This is a genomic window from Aeromonas sp. Y318-1 (assembly GCF_027706125.1).
GTDB lineage: Bacteria > Pseudomonadota > Gammaproteobacteria > Enterobacterales > Aeromonadaceae > Aeromonas > Aeromonas hydrophila.
This window is the reverse complement of the sequence record NZ_JAPDCM010000007.1, coordinates 115,199-133,276: the sequence shown is the minus strand read 5'-3', so window position 1 is coordinate 133,276 and position 18,078 is coordinate 115,199. Positions and strand designations below refer to the sequence as shown.

At 63.7% G+C, this 18,078-nt stretch carries 13 protein-coding genes; 5 read left to right on the top strand and 8 right to left on the bottom strand.

The window, feature by feature from the left end:
- Positions 1–160: 160 nt before the first annotated feature.
- The 8 genes from OKB87_RS12280 to nadK all read right to left on the bottom strand — a co-directional run bounded on the left by OKB87_RS12280 (position 161) and on the right by nadK (position 10,774).
- A complete protein-coding gene (locus OKB87_RS12280) occupies positions 161–967 on the bottom strand; it encodes a siderophore-interacting protein (RefSeq protein WP_042065747.1) in 807 nt (268 codons plus the stop codon).
- Positions 968–1,139: 172 nt separating this feature from the next.
- Positions 1,140–2,513, bottom strand: a complete 1,374-nt coding sequence (locus OKB87_RS12275; protein WP_270827597.1) for an efflux transporter outer membrane subunit — start codon at positions 2,511–2,513, stop codon at positions 1,140–1,142.
- Entirely contained in the window at positions 2,510–4,453 is a 1,944-nt protein-coding gene (locus OKB87_RS12270) for a MacB family efflux pump subunit (protein ID WP_270827596.1), read from the bottom strand. Before OKB87_RS12270 ends, OKB87_RS12275 begins: the two co-directional genes overlap by 4 nt.
- Entirely contained in the window at positions 4,450–5,613 is a 1,164-nt protein-coding gene (macA, locus tag OKB87_RS12265; RefSeq protein ID WP_139388932.1) for a macrolide transporter subunit MacA, read from the bottom strand. Before macA ends, OKB87_RS12270 begins: the two co-directional genes overlap by 4 nt.
- Before the next feature lie 215 nt (positions 5,614–5,828).
- On the bottom strand, positions 5,829–6,269 hold the full coding sequence (locus OKB87_RS12260; RefSeq protein WP_016351469.1) for a universal stress protein: 441 nt from the start codon (positions 6,267–6,269) through the stop codon (positions 5,829–5,831).
- Between the two features lie 361 nt (positions 6,270–6,630).
- Positions 6,631–7,524, bottom strand: a complete 894-nt coding sequence (locus OKB87_RS12255; RefSeq protein ID WP_039213427.1) for a DHHA2 domain-containing protein — start codon at positions 7,522–7,524, stop codon at positions 6,631–6,633.
- A gap of 589 nt (positions 7,525–8,113) precedes the next feature.
- Entirely contained in the window at positions 8,114–9,778 is a 1,665-nt protein-coding gene (recN, locus tag OKB87_RS12250) for a DNA repair protein RecN (protein WP_039213426.1), read from the bottom strand.
- Positions 9,779–9,889: 111 nt separating this feature from the next.
- Positions 9,890–10,774 carry an NAD(+) kinase gene (nadK, locus tag OKB87_RS12245; RefSeq protein WP_005303013.1) on the bottom strand — a complete coding sequence of 295 codons (885 nt, stop codon included), beginning with the start codon at positions 10,772–10,774 and terminating at the stop codon, positions 9,890–9,892.
- Between the two features lie 269 nt (positions 10,775–11,043).
- Here nadK and grpE point away from each other — a divergent pair, with 269 nt between their 5' ends.
- The 5 genes from grpE (at position 11,044) to OKB87_RS12220 (ending at position 18,074) form a co-directional block, all read left to right on the top strand.
- On the top strand, positions 11,044–11,619 hold the full coding sequence (gene grpE / locus OKB87_RS12240; protein ID WP_011706782.1) for a nucleotide exchange factor GrpE: 576 nt from the start codon (positions 11,044–11,046) through the stop codon (positions 11,617–11,619).
- Between the two features lie 303 nt (positions 11,620–11,922).
- On the top strand, positions 11,923–13,851 hold the full coding sequence (dnaK, locus tag OKB87_RS12235; RefSeq protein ID WP_011706781.1) for a molecular chaperone DnaK: 1,929 nt from the start codon (positions 11,923–11,925) through the stop codon (positions 13,849–13,851).
- 254 nt (positions 13,852–14,105) lie between these two features.
- On the top strand, positions 14,106–15,248 hold the full coding sequence (gene dnaJ, locus OKB87_RS12230; protein WP_011706780.1) for a molecular chaperone DnaJ: 1,143 nt from the start codon (positions 14,106–14,108) through the stop codon (positions 15,246–15,248).
- Positions 15,249–15,511: 263 nt separating this feature from the next.
- Positions 15,512–17,002 carry a carbohydrate porin gene (locus OKB87_RS12225; RefSeq protein ID WP_270827595.1) on the top strand — a complete coding sequence of 497 codons (1,491 nt, stop codon included), beginning with the start codon at positions 15,512–15,514 and terminating at the stop codon, positions 17,000–17,002.
- Positions 17,003–17,117: 115 nt separating this feature from the next.
- The gene (locus OKB87_RS12220; protein WP_168756098.1) at positions 17,118–18,074 is read left to right on the top strand and encodes an aminoimidazole riboside kinase; all 957 of its coding nucleotides are present in this window, start codon (positions 17,118–17,120) and stop codon (positions 18,072–18,074) included.
- Positions 18,075–18,078: the final 4 nt, after the last annotated feature.

The window sequence follows — 18,078 nt, the reverse complement described above, 5'->3', positions numbered from 1 at the left end:
AGAGTGATTATCATTATCTTGTTGTCGGCCACAAATGCAAGCACAACCGAGTGGCATACCAGAATGGGGGGGAGAGCAGGCGGGTGGCATTGCACCAATGGCAATCAAGCCCATGGCTGGCAGACCATGAGCTTGATATTTCAGGGGAAAATCAGCTGATTCAGCTGTCCATCACGTCGTGACGCGCATGGTGATAGGCCTCTTCATCCTTGCCGTGGCGCCAGTAAGGCACGGCGTAGACCCGGGTTCGATCCACCTCGAGTGTGCGCCGCACGTGGCGACGCATGGGGACCACCAATCCCTCTTCCCCGCCGAACCAGAAGTAGCTCTGTTGCTCCTCCAGCGGCAGGGCGGTGAAGTACTCCACCAGCGGCGCCGTCTCTTCGGGGGAACCGACAAACCAGCGCAGGGTTACCCCGGCGGGCAGCGACAGATCCTGCACATCTTCCTGATAGGGCACCAGCAGGGCGATGTGGCCGCGGGCATCGGCGGGCATCACCTCGGCCATGGCGCTGATGGCGGGCAGGGCGGTGAGATCCCCCACCATGTAGTAGTGGCTGGCAGGCTGCAACATGGGGTCCGGACCACCTGGGCCCGAGATGGCCAGCAGGTCGCCGGGCTTGACCTCGTTGGCAAAGCGGCTGGCGGGGCCGCCATCGCCGTGCAGGGCGAAGTCGATATCCAGCTCCAGCGCCTCGCGGCGAAATGCGCGAATGGTGAAGGTACGCATGATGGGGCGCTGGCTCGGATCTTCCCAGCGCGGCCCCTGCGGAGTGGGGGTGGGCAGTACGGCATGGGCCTGGCCCGGCTGGGGCAGCATGATCTTGATATGGGCGCCGCCACAGGTGAAGGGGTAGTCAGCGAGCTCCGGGCTGGTCAGGCAGATCCGGCGCAGGTGCGGGCTCACATCCTGAATGTGCTTGACCGTGAGCAGACGGGGACGATTGACCGGGGCGGACTGGGACATGGGCATACTCCTGACTGATAATGGCGCCCATTTTTCATTAAATGAAAATTATTATCAATTGCTTTGTGTGCCAGCGGTCAGACCCTGGCTGAGGGAAAAAGGAACACAAGGGGAAAAAATAAGGAAGATGCCTGATGCCCTCGCGCGGTGCGAGGGCATGAGGTAAGGCCGGTCAGCTGCGGTCGCTCCCCCCCAGTGCCTTGTAGATCCTGGCCATGGTGTTGAGCTGCTCCTTCTGCTGGCCGAGCAGGGCGAGCTCGGCATCCCACAGCCGGTTCTGCTCATCCAGCCAGGGTTGCACCCCGGTGGCGCCAGCCTGGTAGCGGGCTCTGGCCAGCCGCTCCGCCTCTTTGGCAAAGTCCAGCTGCTCAGCCAGGTAGTTCAGACGCTGCTCGCCGTGGTGGCGGGCGGCCAGACCATCCTCCACCTCCACCAGCGCGCTGTAGAGCTGCTTGCGAAACTCCGCTTCGGCTATCTGGTAATCGAGCCTGGAGCCCGCGATGGCGAGCCGGGTCTTGTTGTACTCGAGGAAGGGCAGCGCCAGCGTGGCGCTCAGGGTACCCACCGGGTTTTGCAGCACCTGGGTCAGGGTGTCCGAGCTGCTGCTGGCCCCGCCGGTCAGGCTCAGGGTGGGGTAGAAACCGGTGCGGATATCGTCCCCCTTCGCCAGGGTCTTGCGCAGGCGCAGCTCGGCGGCGCGCACGTCGGGGCGCCGCGCCAGCACATCGGCCGGAATGCCGACCGCCAGCGTGGGGATGGGGGCCGTCGGCAGCGCCTTGGGTTCGAACGTCAGCGGGCCGCTACTGCGACCGAGCAACAGCCGCAAGGCATTGCGGGCCTGCTCCTGCTGCATCAGGAGCGAGCTGAGCTCCGCCTGCTTGCCGGCTTTCTGCTGGCTGGCCTGCACCAGGTCGAGCCGGGTCACGGCGCCGGCCCGGTACTTGGCCTGGGTCAGCTGCTCGGCGCGCTCATAGTTGGCGAGCTGCTGCTGGCCGAGGGTGATGGCCGAGCCGAGATAGGCCAGTTGCCAGTACTGCTCCAGCGCCTTGCCAATCAGCATCAGACGGGTGGCCGCCAGATCCTGGGCGGAGGCCTCGGCCTCCCAGCTCGCCTGATCCCGCACCGAGGCGAGCCGGCCCCACAGATCCACCTCGTAGCCGAGGGTGAGGGAGGGACCCATGCTGCCGCTGGCCTTGCCGCTGTTCAGGTCCTTGGTGCCATTGCCGCTGATGCCGGCATTGACCGAGGGGGTCAGGTTGGTATCGGCCAGATCGGCGCCGAGCAGGGCACTGCGCAGGCGCAGACCGGCTACCTGCATGTCCGGGTTGGCGGCCAGCACGGCCTCGATCAGCCGATCCAGCTCGGGGTCGTGGAAGCCTTGCCACCAGGGGCCGGCCTGCTGCCGGGTGAGGCCGTCGTCCGGCTGTTGCCAGTGGCCGGCCAGCGCCAGCTCTTGCCGCTGATAGCTGCTCTGCTGGCTGCAGGCGCCGAGACCGAGCGCCAGGGTGAGGCAGAGCCCCAGTTTGGATAAGTGGTACATCGTCATTCCCTCGCCAGCGCCTCGACCGGGTCGAGCCGGGCGGCATTGCGGGCGGGCAGGTAGCCAAACAGGATCCCGATGAGCGAGGAACAGCCAAACGCCATCAGGATGGAAAAGAGCGAGAAGTGCATCTGGATGCTCTCCACGAACAGGGAGAAGAGCAGGCCTATGAAGAGGGAGACGCCGACCCCGAGCATGCCGCCCAGCAGGCTCACCATCACCGCCTCGATCAGAAACTGCTGCAGTATGTCCGACTGGCGGGCACCGACCGCGATGCGGATGCCGATCTCGCGGGTTCGCTCCACCACCGACACCAGCATGATGTTCATCACCCCGACGCCGCCGACGATGAGGGAGATCACCGCGATGGCGGAGACCAGCAGCGTCATGGTGGCGGTGGTTTTCTCCACCGACTTGATGATGCTGTCGCTGCTGAAGGTGAAGAAGTCCTTCACCCCGTGGCGCTGGGTCAGCAGCTCGATGGCGGCCTGTTCGGCCAGCGCCGGTTGCACCCCGTCCTTGACCCGGATGGTGAGCTGGCTGAAGTGGTTCTGGGAGATGAGACGGCTCATCACGGCGCTGTAGGGCAGCCAGACGTTCACCGACTGGCTGCTGCGGCCAAACCCGGTCTCCTCTTCCACCACGCCGATGATGCGCACCGGAAGGGTGCCGACCAGCACCACCTGACCGACGGGATCCTGCTTGCCGAGCAGGCTCTCGATGGTCTTGCCGTCCACCACCGCCACCGCCGCCCGATTCTGGATGTCGCGCTCGTCGAACAACCGGCCGTTGGTGAGCTTCATCCCCTTGACCCGGAAGAAGTCGTTGCCGACCCCCACTATGCTGCCGCTGCTGGTCTTGTTGCGATAACGCAGCTGGCCGGGGGCGGCTATCTGGGGACTGGCCCCTTCCAGGTAGGGCTGACCGAGCAGGGCGTCGAGATCCCGCTTGTTGAGGGTCTGGATGCTGGCCGCCTTCTCGTCCCCCCAATCCTTGCCGGGGAAGATGTCGATGGTGTTGGTGCCCATGGCGTTGATCTGGTCGATCACCTTGGCACGGGCCCCCTGGCCGAGCGCCACCACGCTCACCACGGCGGCGATGCCGATGATGATGCCAAGCATGGTGAGGAAGGTGCGCATGCGGTGGGCCAGCATGGCGTGCAGCGCCATGCGCGCCGCTTCCCGGTAGCGATCCCAGTCGTGGCCTGCCCCTTCCTTGCTGGCAGGGGCGGCGGTCGGGGTCACGGGGACGGCCGCCGGCTTGCGGCCGCTGTCCTCCTGCACCCGGCCATCTTTGAGGGTGATGATCCGGTCGGCGTGGCTGGCCACCTCCATGTCGTGGGTCACCAGAATGATGGTGTGGCCCTGGGCGTGGAGCTCCTTGAGAATGGCCATCACCTCCTTGCCGCTCTGGCTGTCGAGGGCCCCGGTCGGTTCGTCCGCCAGGATCACCTCGCCACCGTTGGCCAGCGCCCGGGCGATACTGACCCGCTGCTGCTGGCCGCCGGAGAGCTGGCTCGGGGTGTGATGGCTGCGATCGCTGAGCCCCAGCCGGGTGAGCAGCGCCAGGGAGCGGGCCTGGCGCTCGGCCCGTGGCGTACCGGCGTAGACGGCCGGGATCTCCACGTTGGCGGCGGCATTGAGGTGCGGCAGCAGGTGGTAGCGCTGAAAGATGAAGCCGAAGTGGTGGCAGCGCAGCCGGGCGAGGGAGAGGGCATCCAGGGTGGCGGTATCCTGGCCGCGGAACAGGTACTGGCCGCTGCTCGGCCGATCGAGGCAGCCCAGCAGGTTCATCAGGGTCGACTTGCCGGAACCGGAGGCGCCGACGATGGCGATCATCTCCCCCGCCTCGATGGTGAGGTCGAGCGGATGGAGCACGGTCACTTCCTGCTCCCCGCTCTGGTAGCGGCGCTCGATCCCCTTGAGCTGGATCAGCGGCTCGCTCACAGCATGATCTCCACGTCATTGTTGCTGGCCGGCTTGCCCTGACCCAGGGTGACCTTCTCCTGTTCGCTCAGGCCGCTGACCACTTCGATCTTGATGTCGTCCTTCATGCCGGTCTTGATACGGCGGGTCTCCTTCTGATCGTCCTCCTTGAGCAGGGTGACCTCGTACTCGTTCTCCCCGAGCTTCTTGCCAAGGGCGGTCTGCGGAATGGTCAGCACCTGCTTGCGCTCGCCGAGCACTATGGTGACCTGGGTGGTCATGGCGACCCGCAGGGTGTGATCGGGGTTGGGCACGTCGAACAGGGCGTAGTAGTAGACGGCGGCGTTGCTGGTGGCCGTGGTGCTGGTGGCCTGCTCGTTGATGTTGGTGGGAGCCAGCTCGACGGTGCGCAGGGTGCCGTGGTAGCGGGTATCCGGGTCTCCCATCAGGGTGAAGTAGACCGGCATGCCGGCCTTGACCCGGGTGACGTCCGCTTCCGAGATCTGCGCCTTGACCGTCATGGTCTCCAGGTTGGCGAGCTTGAGCAGGGTCGGCACCGTCTGGCTGGCGGCCAGGGTCTGCCCCTGACGGGTCACAATGCTGACGACGGTGCCATCCATGGGGGCCTGAATGCGGTTGTAGCCGAGCTCGGTCTTGGTTCGCTCCACCTTGATCTGGGCATTCTCGACCTCGGCCTGGGCGCTCTGCAGCTCGGCCTTGGTCACGGCCAGGAGGGCTTCGGCGCTCTCCAGATCGGCGCGCGAGCTCGCCTCCTGCCTGAACATCTGCTGCTGACGGCGCCAGCTCAGCTCATTCTGCTTGAGCTGGGCCTGCTTGATCTTGAGCTGGGCGCGGCGACTGGCGAGATCCGCCTCGGCGGTCTTGAGGTTGTTCTGGGCGATCAGCGGGTCGATCTCGGCCAGCAAATCCCCCTGCTTGACCTTCTGGCCCGCTTCCACCGCGAGATAGGTGACCTGGCCGGAGACCTGGGCACCGACGTCCACCTGCTCGATGGCCTGCAGTACCCCGCTGGCCAGCACGGTCTGCTCCACATCCTGACGGGTTACCTGGGCGGTCAGCACCGGCTCGGGCGTCTTGCTCGGCCAGAGCAGCCAGCCGATGGCGAGCAAGAGGACGAGGGCGAGCAGGGCAATTTTTCTCTGCTGGGGAGTTATGTTCATGTTTCACCTGAAAGAAGCGAGCGAAGGCGTGCAAGGGCAATATCCTGCAGCAAACGAGGCTTAAAAAACAGCGATGAATATGTAAGGAAACATGTAGATAGCCTTGTCATTAGGCCGGGACAGTGAGGAGGGAAAGCAGGGGATGGCGGGGTAAAAAGGACCCCGAAAGAGAGGTGGTAACAGGGTGCCCACCTCGCGGGTGGGCACCCCGGTCATCAACCGACGGCTTTGAGCTGCTCGCTGTAGGGCTCGTGGCAGATCTGGATGTCAATCGGCAGCTTGTAGATGAGCAGGCGGGCCAGGGAGCCTTCCATCCAGTGGTGGCGGCTGCCGACCAGCAGCAGATCGGTCGGGTGGGCGGCCAGCCAGCGTTTCAGGTCGGGTACCACGTCATCGACCACCAGACACTGATAATCCACCGGGTGCTGCAGGGTGGTGATGAGTTCGCTGATGATGGCCTTGGCATCCAGCGTGCCCTGGGCGCTGCGCTCCTCTTCCGACAGCGACAGGCTCTTGCGGCGCATCTTGCTGCTGTGGGTCAGGTGCAACAGGGTCAGCTCGCCCCCCATGGCTTGTGCCAATTGACTCGCTTTGGCCAGCGTCTCCTGCTCGTAATCCTTGCCTTCCAGCAACAGCACAATATTGGTTGAGGTCATAAGCAGTTCTCCCTTGGCATGGCGCGGGTCACCGGGGACAAACGGCCTGTCCCATACCACTGTGTGCCCGCTATGTGTCGCATAGCACGAACCTGGCTCTCTGTACGGCAGGCGTCACCTCGTGTCGGTGATGCATCGCCAGGCCATGTTCGTTTACATCATCATAACAGACTGAGTTGAATGGAAAATGAAGGAAAACCGGGTTTTGGCGGGAAAATGGGGTACGAGGCGTTAAAAGTGTGAGCAAAGCATGAGTTGCCTGGCCGGGAAGCGCCATGAATAGGCCGGTGAGGCAGAGGGTGAAGGGGACTGAAAAGAGGAGTGGGCGGCGAACCGGCAGAGGCCGGCCCGCCGCCTGGGGTCAGATCTGCTCGCCGGAGAGATAGCGGGTCAGCCAGGGCAATCCCTCCTTCTTGCGGCTGACGGCGCCAACCAGATGCGTCGGCTGCTCGGGCAGAATGCCGTTGCTGGCGAAGTAGAGCTGGCTGCCCCCCTTGGCCAGGTCGGTCAGCATCAACACATAGGCATCCAGCTCGTCCTGCATCAGCCGCTCTTGCATGGCTTGTTCCAGCTCGGCCTGGCGGCTGTGCAGCTGGGCGGGATCCATCACGCAGATCTGGCTGACATAGAGCTGGTAGCCGGCGATCTGGTAGGCCTTCTCGTCGGCGGCAAGCAGCTCGGTCATGGGGGCGTCACCGAGCTGGGTGCGGCGTTCCAGCAGGGTCTGGGCAAAGGGCTCCAGCGCCAGATCGGCCAGCGGCAGCAGGGCATGGACGGCGGCGCGGTCGCGGGCCGTGGTGGTAGGCGAGGTGAGGCTGAAGGTATCGCTGATGATGGCCCCCAGCAGCAGGCGAGCCTGGGCGCGGGAGAGGGTGTCATAGCCCATCAGCTCCAGCAGCACGGTGGCGCTGCACCCGACGGCCCGGATCCAGGCATCGAGCGGGCCCCGGGTGATGAGGGTACCGATGCGATGGTGATCGATGAGGCCCTGCACGTCCGCCTCGGCCAGCCCTTCTGGGCCTTGCTCCAGCTCGCTGAAATCCACCAGGAACACCTCCTTGTTGGCCACGCTGCCCTGCAGCAGAGGCGGGGCGGCAACGCCGGCGGTTTCCAGAATGAAGCGGGTCTCGGCGATGGGCTCGCCGAGGGCGTAGGCCTGGGCCGCCCGGCCCTGACGATTGAGCCAGTCGGCGGCAACCAGAGCGGTACAGATACTGTCGCTGTCGGGATTCTTGTGACCAAACACGTGGAGCATGGTGCCATTCCTGCGGTTGATGACGTACCTGAGGCAAGATCAGGTATGCGGGGCAAATGGGAAAACAGGGGGCTGGCCCCCGCTCTGGTTTCACTCTATGCGCCGTCCCCGCTCATGGCAACCGGCGCAAGCCACCCTGCGGCGGGCGAAACCCTGTGGTCAAAGGGGCGCACACTTCTGCTGCTGAATCGTCTTGGGGCAGGACAGGGAGGCAGACCAGGGCGGCAGATTAGAGCTGGAAGGGAGGCAAGCCCGGACAGGGAGATAAGCGGGAGGAGATGGCCGCGTGGCAAGCGCCGGCAGGCTCGCCCATCGCCGCAAGGTTCACGCCGCAGACGTTGAAGAGGAGATGCGGGCAAGCAAAGTGATGAGACTGTGGCTCGGGTTGGTTAGCGACAAGGATGCTCCAACCCGGTCAGGCAGGCCCTGCCGTGCAAAGCACCAGGGGTGACCCTTCAGGATGCGGCAACGGCGGCATGGTGATGATGCACCTGTTGCTCAGCCGCAAACCGCCGTCACCAGCAGGCGGGGTTACGTGGGGCACCTGATCCTCACCGTGGGCCCCGCGTTCAGATGGCTGGCCTTTGTCTCAGCAGGCCAGCAGTTCGCGGGCGTTGGCCAGGGTATTGTCGGTGATCTGGTCTCCCCCCAGCAGGCGGGCCAGCTCGTTGAGGCGGGCCCCTTGATCCAGTGCCTGCATCTGGGTTTCCGTGGTCTTGCCGTCGGTGTGCTTGCTGACCACCATGTGCTGATGGCCCTTGCCCGCCACCTGTGGCAGGTGGGTGACCACCATCACCTGGGTGGATTCACCCAGCTGACGCAGCAGGCGCCCCACTACGGCGGCAGTCGGGCCGCTGATCCCCACGTCCACTTCGTCGAAGATCAGGGTGGGAGTGGAGACCTTGCGGGCGCTGATGACCACGATGGCCAGGCTGATGCGCGACAGTTCACCGCCGGAGGCCACCTTGCCGAGCGGCTGGATGGGCTGGCCTGGGTTGGTGGTGACCATGAACTCCACCCGATCGATGCCAAGGGGTGAGAGGCTGCTCTGGGCATCGGGGCGTACCTCGATGGCGAAGCGGCCATCCGGCATCGCCAGCTCGTGCATGCTGGCACTCACCTTGGCGCCGAGTTCCTCGGCGTAGCGCTGGCGACTCTGGCTCAGGGCCTCGGCGGCCTGCACGAAGGCCAGGCGGGCCTCGGCCAGCTCGTCTTCCATCCCCTCTAGGCGCTCCTCGTCGGAGTTGAGGCGGGCCAGATCGGCGGCCAGCTCCTGGTGATGCAGGGCCAGCTCGGCCGGTTTGACGTGGTGCTTGCGGGCGAGATTGATGGCCTTGGAGAGGCGGGCTTCCAGCTCGTTGAAACGCTCGGGGTCCAGCTCCAGCCGGTCCAGATAATTGCGCAGTTCGCTGTGGCTCTCCTGCACCCCGATCAGCGCCTCGTTGAGCATGCCGAGCACGTCGCCAAGCCGGCTATCCATGGCGACCAGGCCCTCGGCCCGATCGACGACGGTCTGCAGCAAGCCGGCGATGGTGGTCTCTTCGTTGTCATAGAGCAGGTCGAGACAGGCGCCGCACTCCTGCATCAGCTCGGTGCCGTTGGCCAGACGCTGGTGCTCCTCTTCAATTTCTTCAAACTCCCCCGGCTGCAGGGCGAACTCGTCCAGCTCCTGCACCTGATATTCGATGAGCTGGCGACGGGCCTCCCGCTGCTGCTGCTCGGCCTTGAGCCGGTTGAGTTCGTTCTGCAGCTGGCGCCACTGCTGGTAGTGACGACGTACCTCATCGAGCAGCAGATGGTGGCCGGCGTAGCCATCGAGCAGGGCGAGCTGGTAGTCGGGTTTGAGCAACATCTGATGGGCGTGCTGACCATGGACGTTGACCAGCAGCTGGCCCAGGTTCTTGAGCTGGGTGAGGGGGACGGGCACGCCGTTGATGTAGCTGCGCGAGCGCCCCTCGGCGGAGATGACCCGCCGCACGATGCACTCCCCTTCGTTTTCCAGCTCGTTGGTGGCCAGCCAGGCGCGGGCGGCCGGGTTGCCGTCCAGCAGGAAGCGGGCGCTGACCTCGCTCTTGTCGCTGTCCGGTCGTACCATGCCGGCCTCGGCGCGCTCTCCCAGGCACAGGCCCAGGGCGTCGATGGCGATGGATTTACCGGCCCCGGTCTCACCCGTGATGCAGGTCATGCCCGGTTGCAGATCGAGTTCGAGAAACTTGACGATGGCGAAGTTGTTGACGGTCAGCTGGGTCAGCATGGTCTCATCCTGTATGGGCCAACATTACTGTGTATGCATCCAGTATATACTGGTTTTCCATACAGTAAAGAGTCGACCCGCAACAGGATGAGCAGGAACGTCAAGCGAGCGTCAGAACAGCTTGCTGCCCCAGCCAAGCTTGTTGCGCAGCACGTGGAAGTAGCTGTAGTCGAGCGGATGCACCAGATGCAGCTTGTGGCTGCTCTTCTTGATGAGGATCTCGTCCCCCGGGTGGACCGCCAGGGTCACCTGACCGTCGCAGCTCACCTGCATGGCGTCGTCCTGATTGTCCGGTGAGACTAGCAGCCGCACTTCGCTGTCGGCGTCCAGCACGATGGGGCGGCTGCTCAGGGTGTGCGGGAACATGGGCACCAGCGTGATGGCGTTGAGTTTGGGGGTGAGGATGGCCCCCCCCGCCGACAATGAGTAGGCGGTGGAGCCGGTGGGGGTGGCCACTATGATGCCGTCCGAGCGCTGGCTGTACATGAAGCTGCCGTCGATGTAGACCTCGAACTCGATCATGTGGGCAATCTTGCCCGGGTGCAGCACCGCCTCGTTGACCGCCAGGTTGTTGGACTTGCGTTCGCCGTGGCGATAGACCGCCGCCTCCAGCAGGAAGCGGTGCTCGCTCTTGTAGTGGCCACACAGCACCTGCTCCAGCGGCAGCAGGTAATCCTGCGGCGAGAGATCGGTGAGAAAACCGAGATTGCCCCGGTTCACCCCGATCACCGCCACGTCGAAGCGCGACAGCACCCGCGCGGCCCCCAGCATGTTGCCGTCACCACCGACCACGATGGCGAGATCCGCCTGCTGGCCCAGCTGCACCAGGTCCATCACGTTCTCGTCCATGATGCCGAGGGCATGGGCCACCCGGCTCTCCACCAGGACCCGAAAACCGCGGGTGGTCAGGTATTGATGCAGGCCGGTCAGGGTCTGGTTGGCCCCTTCGTGGTGGGGTTTGCCAATCAGGGCGATGGTTTTGAACGGAGAATCCATAGTCTGTCGGGTCTGGGATGAGTATTGGGGGGAGTATACCGCGCTTTGGGGGGGATTTGTCTGCCACCGGCTGGTCCGGCCGCAGCGGATGCGGGGAAAAAGCCCCAAATTGCCCGCCGCCGCACGCTCTTGGCGATAATGGCGCCCTTTTCCCCTTGAAAGCCGGGGATCCATCCCCATAATAGCGCCAACATAGTCGGCCCATTGCCGTCCGGTCGCTCAACCGGGTGGTCGGGCCCTCAATAAGTAACCCCGGAATTGGAGATGTCATGAACCACGAAGAACAAAAGGTTGAAGCGATGGAGCAAGTGGAAGCCCAGCCAGTCGAGCCGACCGATGTAGACAGTGAAGTGACAGCCGAGCAGGCCCGCATTGCCGAGCTTGAGGCACAACTGGATGCCGCCCAGCAAGCCTCCCTCGAGGAGCGCGAGCGTGCCATTCGTGCCGTCGCCGAGATGGAAAACCTGCGTCGCCGTGCGGCCCAGGACGTGGAGAAGGCCCACAAGTTCGCGCTGGAGAAGTTCGCCGCCGAGCTGCTGCCGGTACTGGACAACCTGGAGCGTGCCATCGAGCTGGCCGACAAGGAAAACGAGGCGCTCAAGCCGATGATCGAAGGGGTCGAGCTGACCCTGAAATCCATGCAGAGCTCGGTCGGCAAGTTCGGCCTCAACCCGCTGGACCCGCTCAATCAGCCGTTCGACCCCAATGCCCATCAGGCGATGAGCATGATCGAAAACGCCGAGCTTGCCCCCAACACCGTCATTGCGGTGATGCAGAAGGGTTACGAGCTCAACGGCCGCGTCATTCGTCCGGCCATGGTGATGGTTTCCAAGGCCCCGGCCTGAGCCCCATCGCTGTGCTGAGCCCGCCGCTCGGCGGGCTTTTTATTGGCAAGTGCCCCGGCTGCGTGGTCGCCGGGTGCGCAGATAGCCGGTCTTCATCCTGCCAATGGCAATGAATGAAGGCAGGTTTTTTCAGGGCGGGGCTTGAAGCGGCGGCTTGCGACCCCATATAGGATGCAAGGCCACGGCGGCACAAAAAATTTGATGCCGGGAGCTTGAAAGCCAGATTGGCAGCCCCCACCTAGCCGTTAACGCATTAAGGCGAGCCCCTCGCCAGTTTATTCAAAGTATTTGGAGATTCGTCAAATGGGTAAAATCATCGGTATTGACCTGGGTACTACCAACTCCTGCGTCGCTATTCTGGATGGCGACCATGCTCGCGTGATCGAGAACGCGGAAGGCGACCGTACTACTCCGTCCATCATTGCCTATGCCGATGACGGCGAAATCCTGGTTGGTCAGCCGGCCAAGCGCCAAGCCATCACCAACCCGAAGAACACGCTGTTCGCTATCAAGCGTCTGATCGGCCGTCGTTTCGAAGATGACGAAGTACAGCGCGATCTGGAGATCATGCCGTACGCCATCGCCAAGGCCGACAACGGTGACGCCTGGGTAGAAGTCAAAGGCAAGAAAATGGCACCGCCGCAGATCTCTGCCGAAGTGCTGAAGAAGATGAAGAAGACCGCCGAAGATTATCTGGGCGAGCCGGTGACCGAAGCGGTCATCACAGTGCCGGCCTACTTCAACGACGCCCAGCGTCAGGCTACCAAGGATGCCGGTCGCATCGCCGGTCTGGATGTAAAACGCATCATCAACGAACCGACTGCCGCGGCTTTCGCCTACGGCGTGAACAAGGTCAAGGGCGAGCGCAAGGTTGCCGTCTATGACCTGGGTGGCGGTACTTTCGACATCTCCATCATCGAGATCGACGAAGTGGAAGGCGAGACCACCTTCGAAGTACTGGCGACCAACGGTAACACCCACCTGGGTGGTGAAGACTTCGACAACCGCGTCATCAACTACCTGGTTGAAGAGTTCAAGCGCGAGCAGGGCATCGACCTGCGCAAGGATCAGCTGGCCCTGCAACGTCTGAAAGACGCAGCCGAGAAAGCCAAGATCGAGCTCTCTTCCGCTCAGCAGACCGACGTGAACCTGCCGTACATCACTGCAGATGCCACCGGTCCGAAGCACATGAACATCAAGGTGACCCGCGCCAAGCTGGAATCCTTGGTGGAAGACATGGTGAAAGACTCCCTGGAGCCGGTCCGTGTCGCCCTGAAAGACTCCGGTCTGGCCGTTGGCGAGATCGACGACGTCATCCTGGTAGGCGGTCAGACCCGCATGCCGATGGTGCAGAAGGCCGTTGCCGACTTCTTCGGCAAAGAGCCGCGCAAAGACGTCAACCCGGACGAAGCCGTGGCCATGGGTGCTGCCATCCAGGGTGCCGTACTGTCCGGTGACAAGACCGACGTACTGCTGCTGGACGTGACCCCGCTCTCCCTGGGTATCGAAACCATGGGCAGCGTGATGACTGCGTTGATCGAGAAGAACACCACCATCCCGACCAAGAAGTCCCAGGTGTTCTCCACTGCCGAAGACAACCAGTCTGCCGTGACCATTCACGTGCTGCAGGGTGAGCGCAAGCGCGCCAGTGACAACAAGTCTCTGGGCCAGTTCAACCTGGAAGGCATCCGCCCGGCACCGCGTGGTCTGCCGCAGATCGAAGTGACCTTCGACATCGACGCCAACGGCATCCTGCACGTCTCCGCCAAAGACAAGGAGACCAACAAGGAGCAGAAGATCACCATCCAGGCCTCCTCTGGTCTGTCTGATGACGAGATCGAACGCATGGTACGCGAAGCCGAAGCCAACGCGGCCGAGGACAAGAAGTTCGAAGAGCTGGTGCAGACCCGCAACCAGGCTGATGGTCTGGTCCACTCCGTCCGCAAGCAGATCACCGAAGCCGGTGAAGCCCTGCCTGCCGACGACAAGACCAAGATCGAAGCCGCGCTGAGCGAGCTGGAAAGCGCCATCAAGGGTGACGACAAGGCTGCCATCGAAGCCAAACAGCAGGCTCTGCTGGAAGCGTCCCAGAAGCTGATGGAAATTGCCCAGCAGCAGGCTCAGGCACAAGGCGCCGCAGGTGCTGACGCCGGTCAGTCCTCTTCTTCCGCCAAGGCTGACGACGACGTGGTCGACGCCGAGTTCGAAGAAGTGAAAGACGACAAGAAGTAAGCCCGACCCAGATGGGCGAAGCAGGCTTCGCCCATCGGCTCAGAATCTGTTCACGGTCTGTCGCGAGAGGCCGTCAGCAAGGTAAAGAGCAGCGCAAGAACCGGAGTGTATGTGAATACATGAGGATTCTGAGCAGCACATGAGCCTTGATCACGGCTTCGTAGTAAGAGTGTGAGCAGATTCGTCAATGAATTTACGGGCGTTGGGTGACCAACGCCCGTCTGCGTAACTGCTGATATAGCAACAGGATAAGTATGTCGAAGCGCGATTTCTACGAAGTGCTCGGGGTATCCAAGGATGCCGACGAACGCGAGATCAAGAAGGCGTACAAGCGTCTGGCCATGAAGTATCACCCTGACCGCAACCAGGGCGATGCCGGGGCCGAAGAGAAGTTCAAAGAGGTCAAGGAAGCCTACGAGATCCTGACCGATGCCAATCTGCGTGCCCGCTATGACCAGTACGGCCACGCCGGCGTGGATCAGAGCCAGGGTGGCGGTGGCCACGGCGGCTTTGGCGGCGGCGCCGATTTCGGCGACATCTTCGGCGACGTGTTTGGCGATATTTTTGGTGGCAGCCGTGGCGGCGGCCGTCGTGGCCCGGCCCGTGGCTCCGATCTGCGCTACACCATGGAGCTGACGCTGGAAGAGGCGGTACGCGGGGTCTCCAAGGAGATCAAGGTGCCGACCCTGGTCCACTGTGAAGTCTGTAACGGCTCCGGTGCCCACACCGGCAGCTCGGCCCAGACCTGCCCGACCTGCCACGGCTCCGGCCAGGTGCAGATGCGCCAGGGCTTCTTCGCGGTGCAGCAGGCCTGTCCGCACTGCCACGGTCGCGGCAAGATCATCAAGGATCCGTGCCGCAAGTGTCATGGCGAGGGTCGCTACCAGAAGACCAAGACCCTGTCGGTCAAGATCCCGGCTGGCGTCGACACTGGCGATCGCATCCGTCTCTCCGGCGAAGGGGAAGCGGGGGAAGCCGGCGCACCGGCGGGCGATCTGTACGTACAGGTGCACGTCAAGGAGCACGAGATCTTCGTGCGTGACGGCAACAACCTCTACTGCGAAGTGCCCATCAGCTTTACCGCGGCGGCCCTGGGTGGCGAGATCGAAGTGCCGACCCTGGATGGCCGGGTCAAGCTCAAGGTCACCCCGGAGACCCAGACCGGCAAGATGTTCCGCATGCGGGGCAAGGGCGTGAAGTCCGTGCGCTCCGGCCAGGTGGGGGATCTGATGTGCAAGGTGGTGGTGGAGACCCCGGTCAAGCTGACCGAGTCCCAGAAAGAGCTGCTGCGCCAGCTGGACGAGTCCTTCAGCGGCGCCGCCGCCAAGACCCACAAGCCGAAATCGGAAGGCTTCTTCGAAGGGGTGAAACGCTTCTTCGACGATCTGACCAGCTGATTTTCGCGACCCAGATATAAAGAGCCGGCCCTGTGCCGGCTCTTTTTTTGCCTCTGTTTTAGCAAGATCCCCGCTTATTGAGTGGATCCCGATGAGGGATCTTCCTCACAACTTCCGCCAATTCCTGCTGTACGAATGTTATCCCGCTCACACTGCGGCTGAAACGGTTTAGCTGGCATATTGAGTTAGCTAAATTGGTTTAGCTATGCTCTCGTCGTCGATAACAACAGGCCCGACCGGGCAACAGATGACAGGTGAGGACGATGACGATGTGCAAGAACAAGTTGGCGCTGGCGGTAGCGCTGGGATTGGGGATGAGCAGCCCGCTGTGGGCGGCGGATGGCGGTATCGAGGCCCGTCTGGCAGCGCTGGAGGCGCGGGTGCAGGCAGCCGAGGCGCGCGCCACCGCCGCCGAAGCGCGGGCCGATGAGGCCCAGAGCAAGGCAAACGAAGCCCGCGAGACGGCAGTGGTGGCCAAGGCCCAGAGCGAGAAGGTGGACAAGCAGACCGCCGGGGCCCAGGGCTTCGAGTTCCACGGTTATGCCCGCTCGGGCCTCTTGGTCAACGGCAATGGCAACGGGGGCCGCGGCGGCCCCTACATCACCCCGGCCGGCTCGGTGGGCGGCGCCGTGGGTCGCCTTGGCAACGAGGATGACACCTACATGGAGGCCAACCTGCTGAAGACCCAGACCTTTGCCGATGGCAGCTGGGCCCGTTACAAGCTGATGCTGGCGGACGGGGTGGAGACCAGCAACGACTGGACCGCCAGCGATTCGAGCCTCAATACCCGTCAGGTGTTTGCCGAGATCGGCAATCTGGCGAGCTTCGACGGCCCCTTCAAGAGTGCGGTGCTGTGGGCGGGCAAGCGCTTTGACCGGGACAACTTCGACATCCACTGGCTCGACTCGGACGTGGTGTTCCTGGCCGGCACCGGCGGCGGTGTCTACGACGTGCAGCTGGCCGACAGCTGGAAGGCCAACTTCTCTCTCTACGGGCGCGACTACGGCGACATCAGCGCCAGCGGTCTCTCCGACATCGAGAGCTACATCCTCACCATGAACAACCGCGTTGGCAACTGGCAGTGGATGGTGAACGGCCTCTCCGCCAAGGACAACGAGACCCGCATCAACGATGGCGGCGCGGGCAGCGAAGCGGCGAACAAGGGGGCGCACACTCTGCTGGCCTACCACGCCGACAGCTTCTTTGGCATCAACCCCGGCTTCTCCAAGGCGGCGGTGCTGTATGGTCATGGCCTGGGTGCCGAGCTCAAGGGACTGGGCTCCGACAGCGAGCTGCTGCCGGACGCCGATGCGGTGCGCCTGGCGGTGTTTGGCGCCACCGATCTCGCCCCGCGCTGGCGCATCGCCCCGGCCCTGCTGGCCGAGCAGAGCAAGGATCGTTACGTGAAGGGGGACGAATACCGCTGGGTGACCCTCAATGGCCGGCTGGCCCAGGTGCTGAGCCAGAACGTCGAGCTGGTCTACGAGGCCACCTGGCAGTACATGGACCTGGATCCCAAGGGCTACAAGGGCCGCCAGGCGGTGAGCGGCGACTTCACCAAGCTCACCTTCGCTCCCACCTTCAAGGCGCAGACCGCCGGTTTCTTCGAGCGGCCCGAGCTGCGGGTGTTCGCCACCTGGATGGATTGGTCTTCCGAGCTCGACCACTACGCCAGCAACGATGCCATGGGTCAGAGCAACTTCACCGCCGGCGGTGAGTGGAACTTTGGCGTGCAGATGGAAACCTGGTTCTAGTTCGTTATCCCGATCACAAAAATGGCAGCCGGTGCCGGGATCTGTTGGTTGGCTAAAACGGTTTAGCTGATAATGCCAGCCAACAGAACAGAGTCCGGGTTTGGCAGTCGATCCGATGCAGCAGTGGAGTAGCAAGGTGACGAATCGTGTGTGGGTAATGGGGGATGCGGTGGTGGACTTGATCCCGGAAGGGGAGAGGCACTACCTCCAGTGTCCGGGTGGCGCACCCGCCAATGTGGCAGTTGGCGTGGCACGGCTTGGTGGCGATGCGGCCTTTATCGGCCGGGTCGGCGGAGATCCGTTCGGCCGCTTCCTGGCCAAGACCCTGAGCGGGGAGGGGGTGGATATCGCTGCGCTGCGGCTCGATCCTGACCATCGCACCTCTACCGTGCTGGTGGCACTGGATGAAGAGGGGGAGCGCAGCTTCACCTTCATGGTGCGCCCCAGCGCCGACCAGTTCCTCACCCCGAATGAGTTGCCCCGCTTCGACGCCGGTCAGTGGCTGCTCACCTGCTCCATTGCGCTTGCCAACGAACCGGTGCGCGGCAGTTGCCTGCAGGCCATGGCGGCCATCAAGGCGGCCGGGGGACGGGTCTGCTTCGACCCCAACCTGAGGCACGAGGTGTGGGGCAACCCGGCCGAGATGCTGCCGCTGGTGCGCGAAGCCATCGCGCAGGCGGATGTGGTCAAGCTCTCCATTGAGGAGCTGCAACTGCTGAGCGGTCTGGATGATCTGGCGGCGGGGCTCGCCACCATGGCGGGGCCGGCGCTGGTGCTGGTAACCCAGGGGGCGGCCGGTGTGGTGGCCCGCCTGGGTGGCGAACAACTGGCGTGGGTGGGGCCGAAAGTGACCCCGCTCGACACCACAGGGGCGGGGGACGCCTTCGTCGCCGGTCTGCTGGCGGCCCTGGCCGGGCGTTCGTCGTTGCCGACCCTGGCCGAGCTGCCCGCCATCCTGGCCCAGGCCCACGGCTGCGGGGCGCTTGCCACCACCGCCAAGGGGGCGATGACGGCGCTGCCGACCCGCTCCGAACTGGATGCCTTTTTGCGATCAGGCGCAAGTGGCTGTTGATCCG

What these genes read in the sequence shown, in the direction of transcription:
- OKB87_RS12280 (WP_042065747.1), bottom strand. Translation starts at nt 967, where the DNA reads ATGTCCCAGTCCGCCCCGGTCAATCGTCCCCGTCTGCTCACGGTCAAG.
- nadK (WP_005303013.1), bottom strand. Translation starts at nt 10,774, where the DNA reads ATGGATTCTCCGTTCAAAACCATCGCCCTGATTGGCAAACCCCACCAC.
- OKB87_RS12255 (WP_039213427.1), bottom strand. Translation starts at nt 7,524, where the DNA reads ATGCTCCACGTGTTTGGTCACAAGAATCCCGACAGCGACAGTATCTGT.
- macA (WP_139388932.1), bottom strand. Translation starts at nt 5,613, where the DNA reads ATGAACATAACTCCCCAGCAGAGAAAAATTGCCCTGCTCGCCCTCGTC.
- grpE (WP_011706782.1), top strand. Translation starts at nt 11,044, where the DNA reads ATGAACCACGAAGAACAAAAGGTTGAAGCGATGGAGCAAGTGGAAGCC.
- OKB87_RS12225 (WP_270827595.1), top strand. Translation starts at nt 15,512, where the DNA reads ATGACGATGTGCAAGAACAAGTTGGCGCTGGCGGTAGCGCTGGGATTG.
- dnaK (WP_011706781.1), top strand. Translation starts at nt 11,923, where the DNA reads ATGGGTAAAATCATCGGTATTGACCTGGGTACTACCAACTCCTGCGTC.
- dnaJ (WP_011706780.1), top strand. Translation starts at nt 14,106, where the DNA reads ATGTCGAAGCGCGATTTCTACGAAGTGCTCGGGGTATCCAAGGATGCC.
- OKB87_RS12220 (WP_168756098.1), top strand. Translation starts at nt 17,118, where the DNA reads ATGCAGCAGTGGAGTAGCAAGGTGACGAATCGTGTGTGGGTAATGGGG.
- OKB87_RS12275 (WP_270827597.1), bottom strand. Translation starts at nt 2,513, where the DNA reads ATGACGATGTACCACTTATCCAAACTGGGGCTCTGCCTCACCCTGGCG.
- recN (WP_039213426.1), bottom strand. Translation starts at nt 9,778, where the DNA reads ATGCTGACCCAGCTGACCGTCAACAACTTCGCCATCGTCAAGTTTCTC.
- OKB87_RS12260 (WP_016351469.1), bottom strand. Translation starts at nt 6,269, where the DNA reads ATGACCTCAACCAATATTGTGCTGTTGCTGGAAGGCAAGGATTACGAG.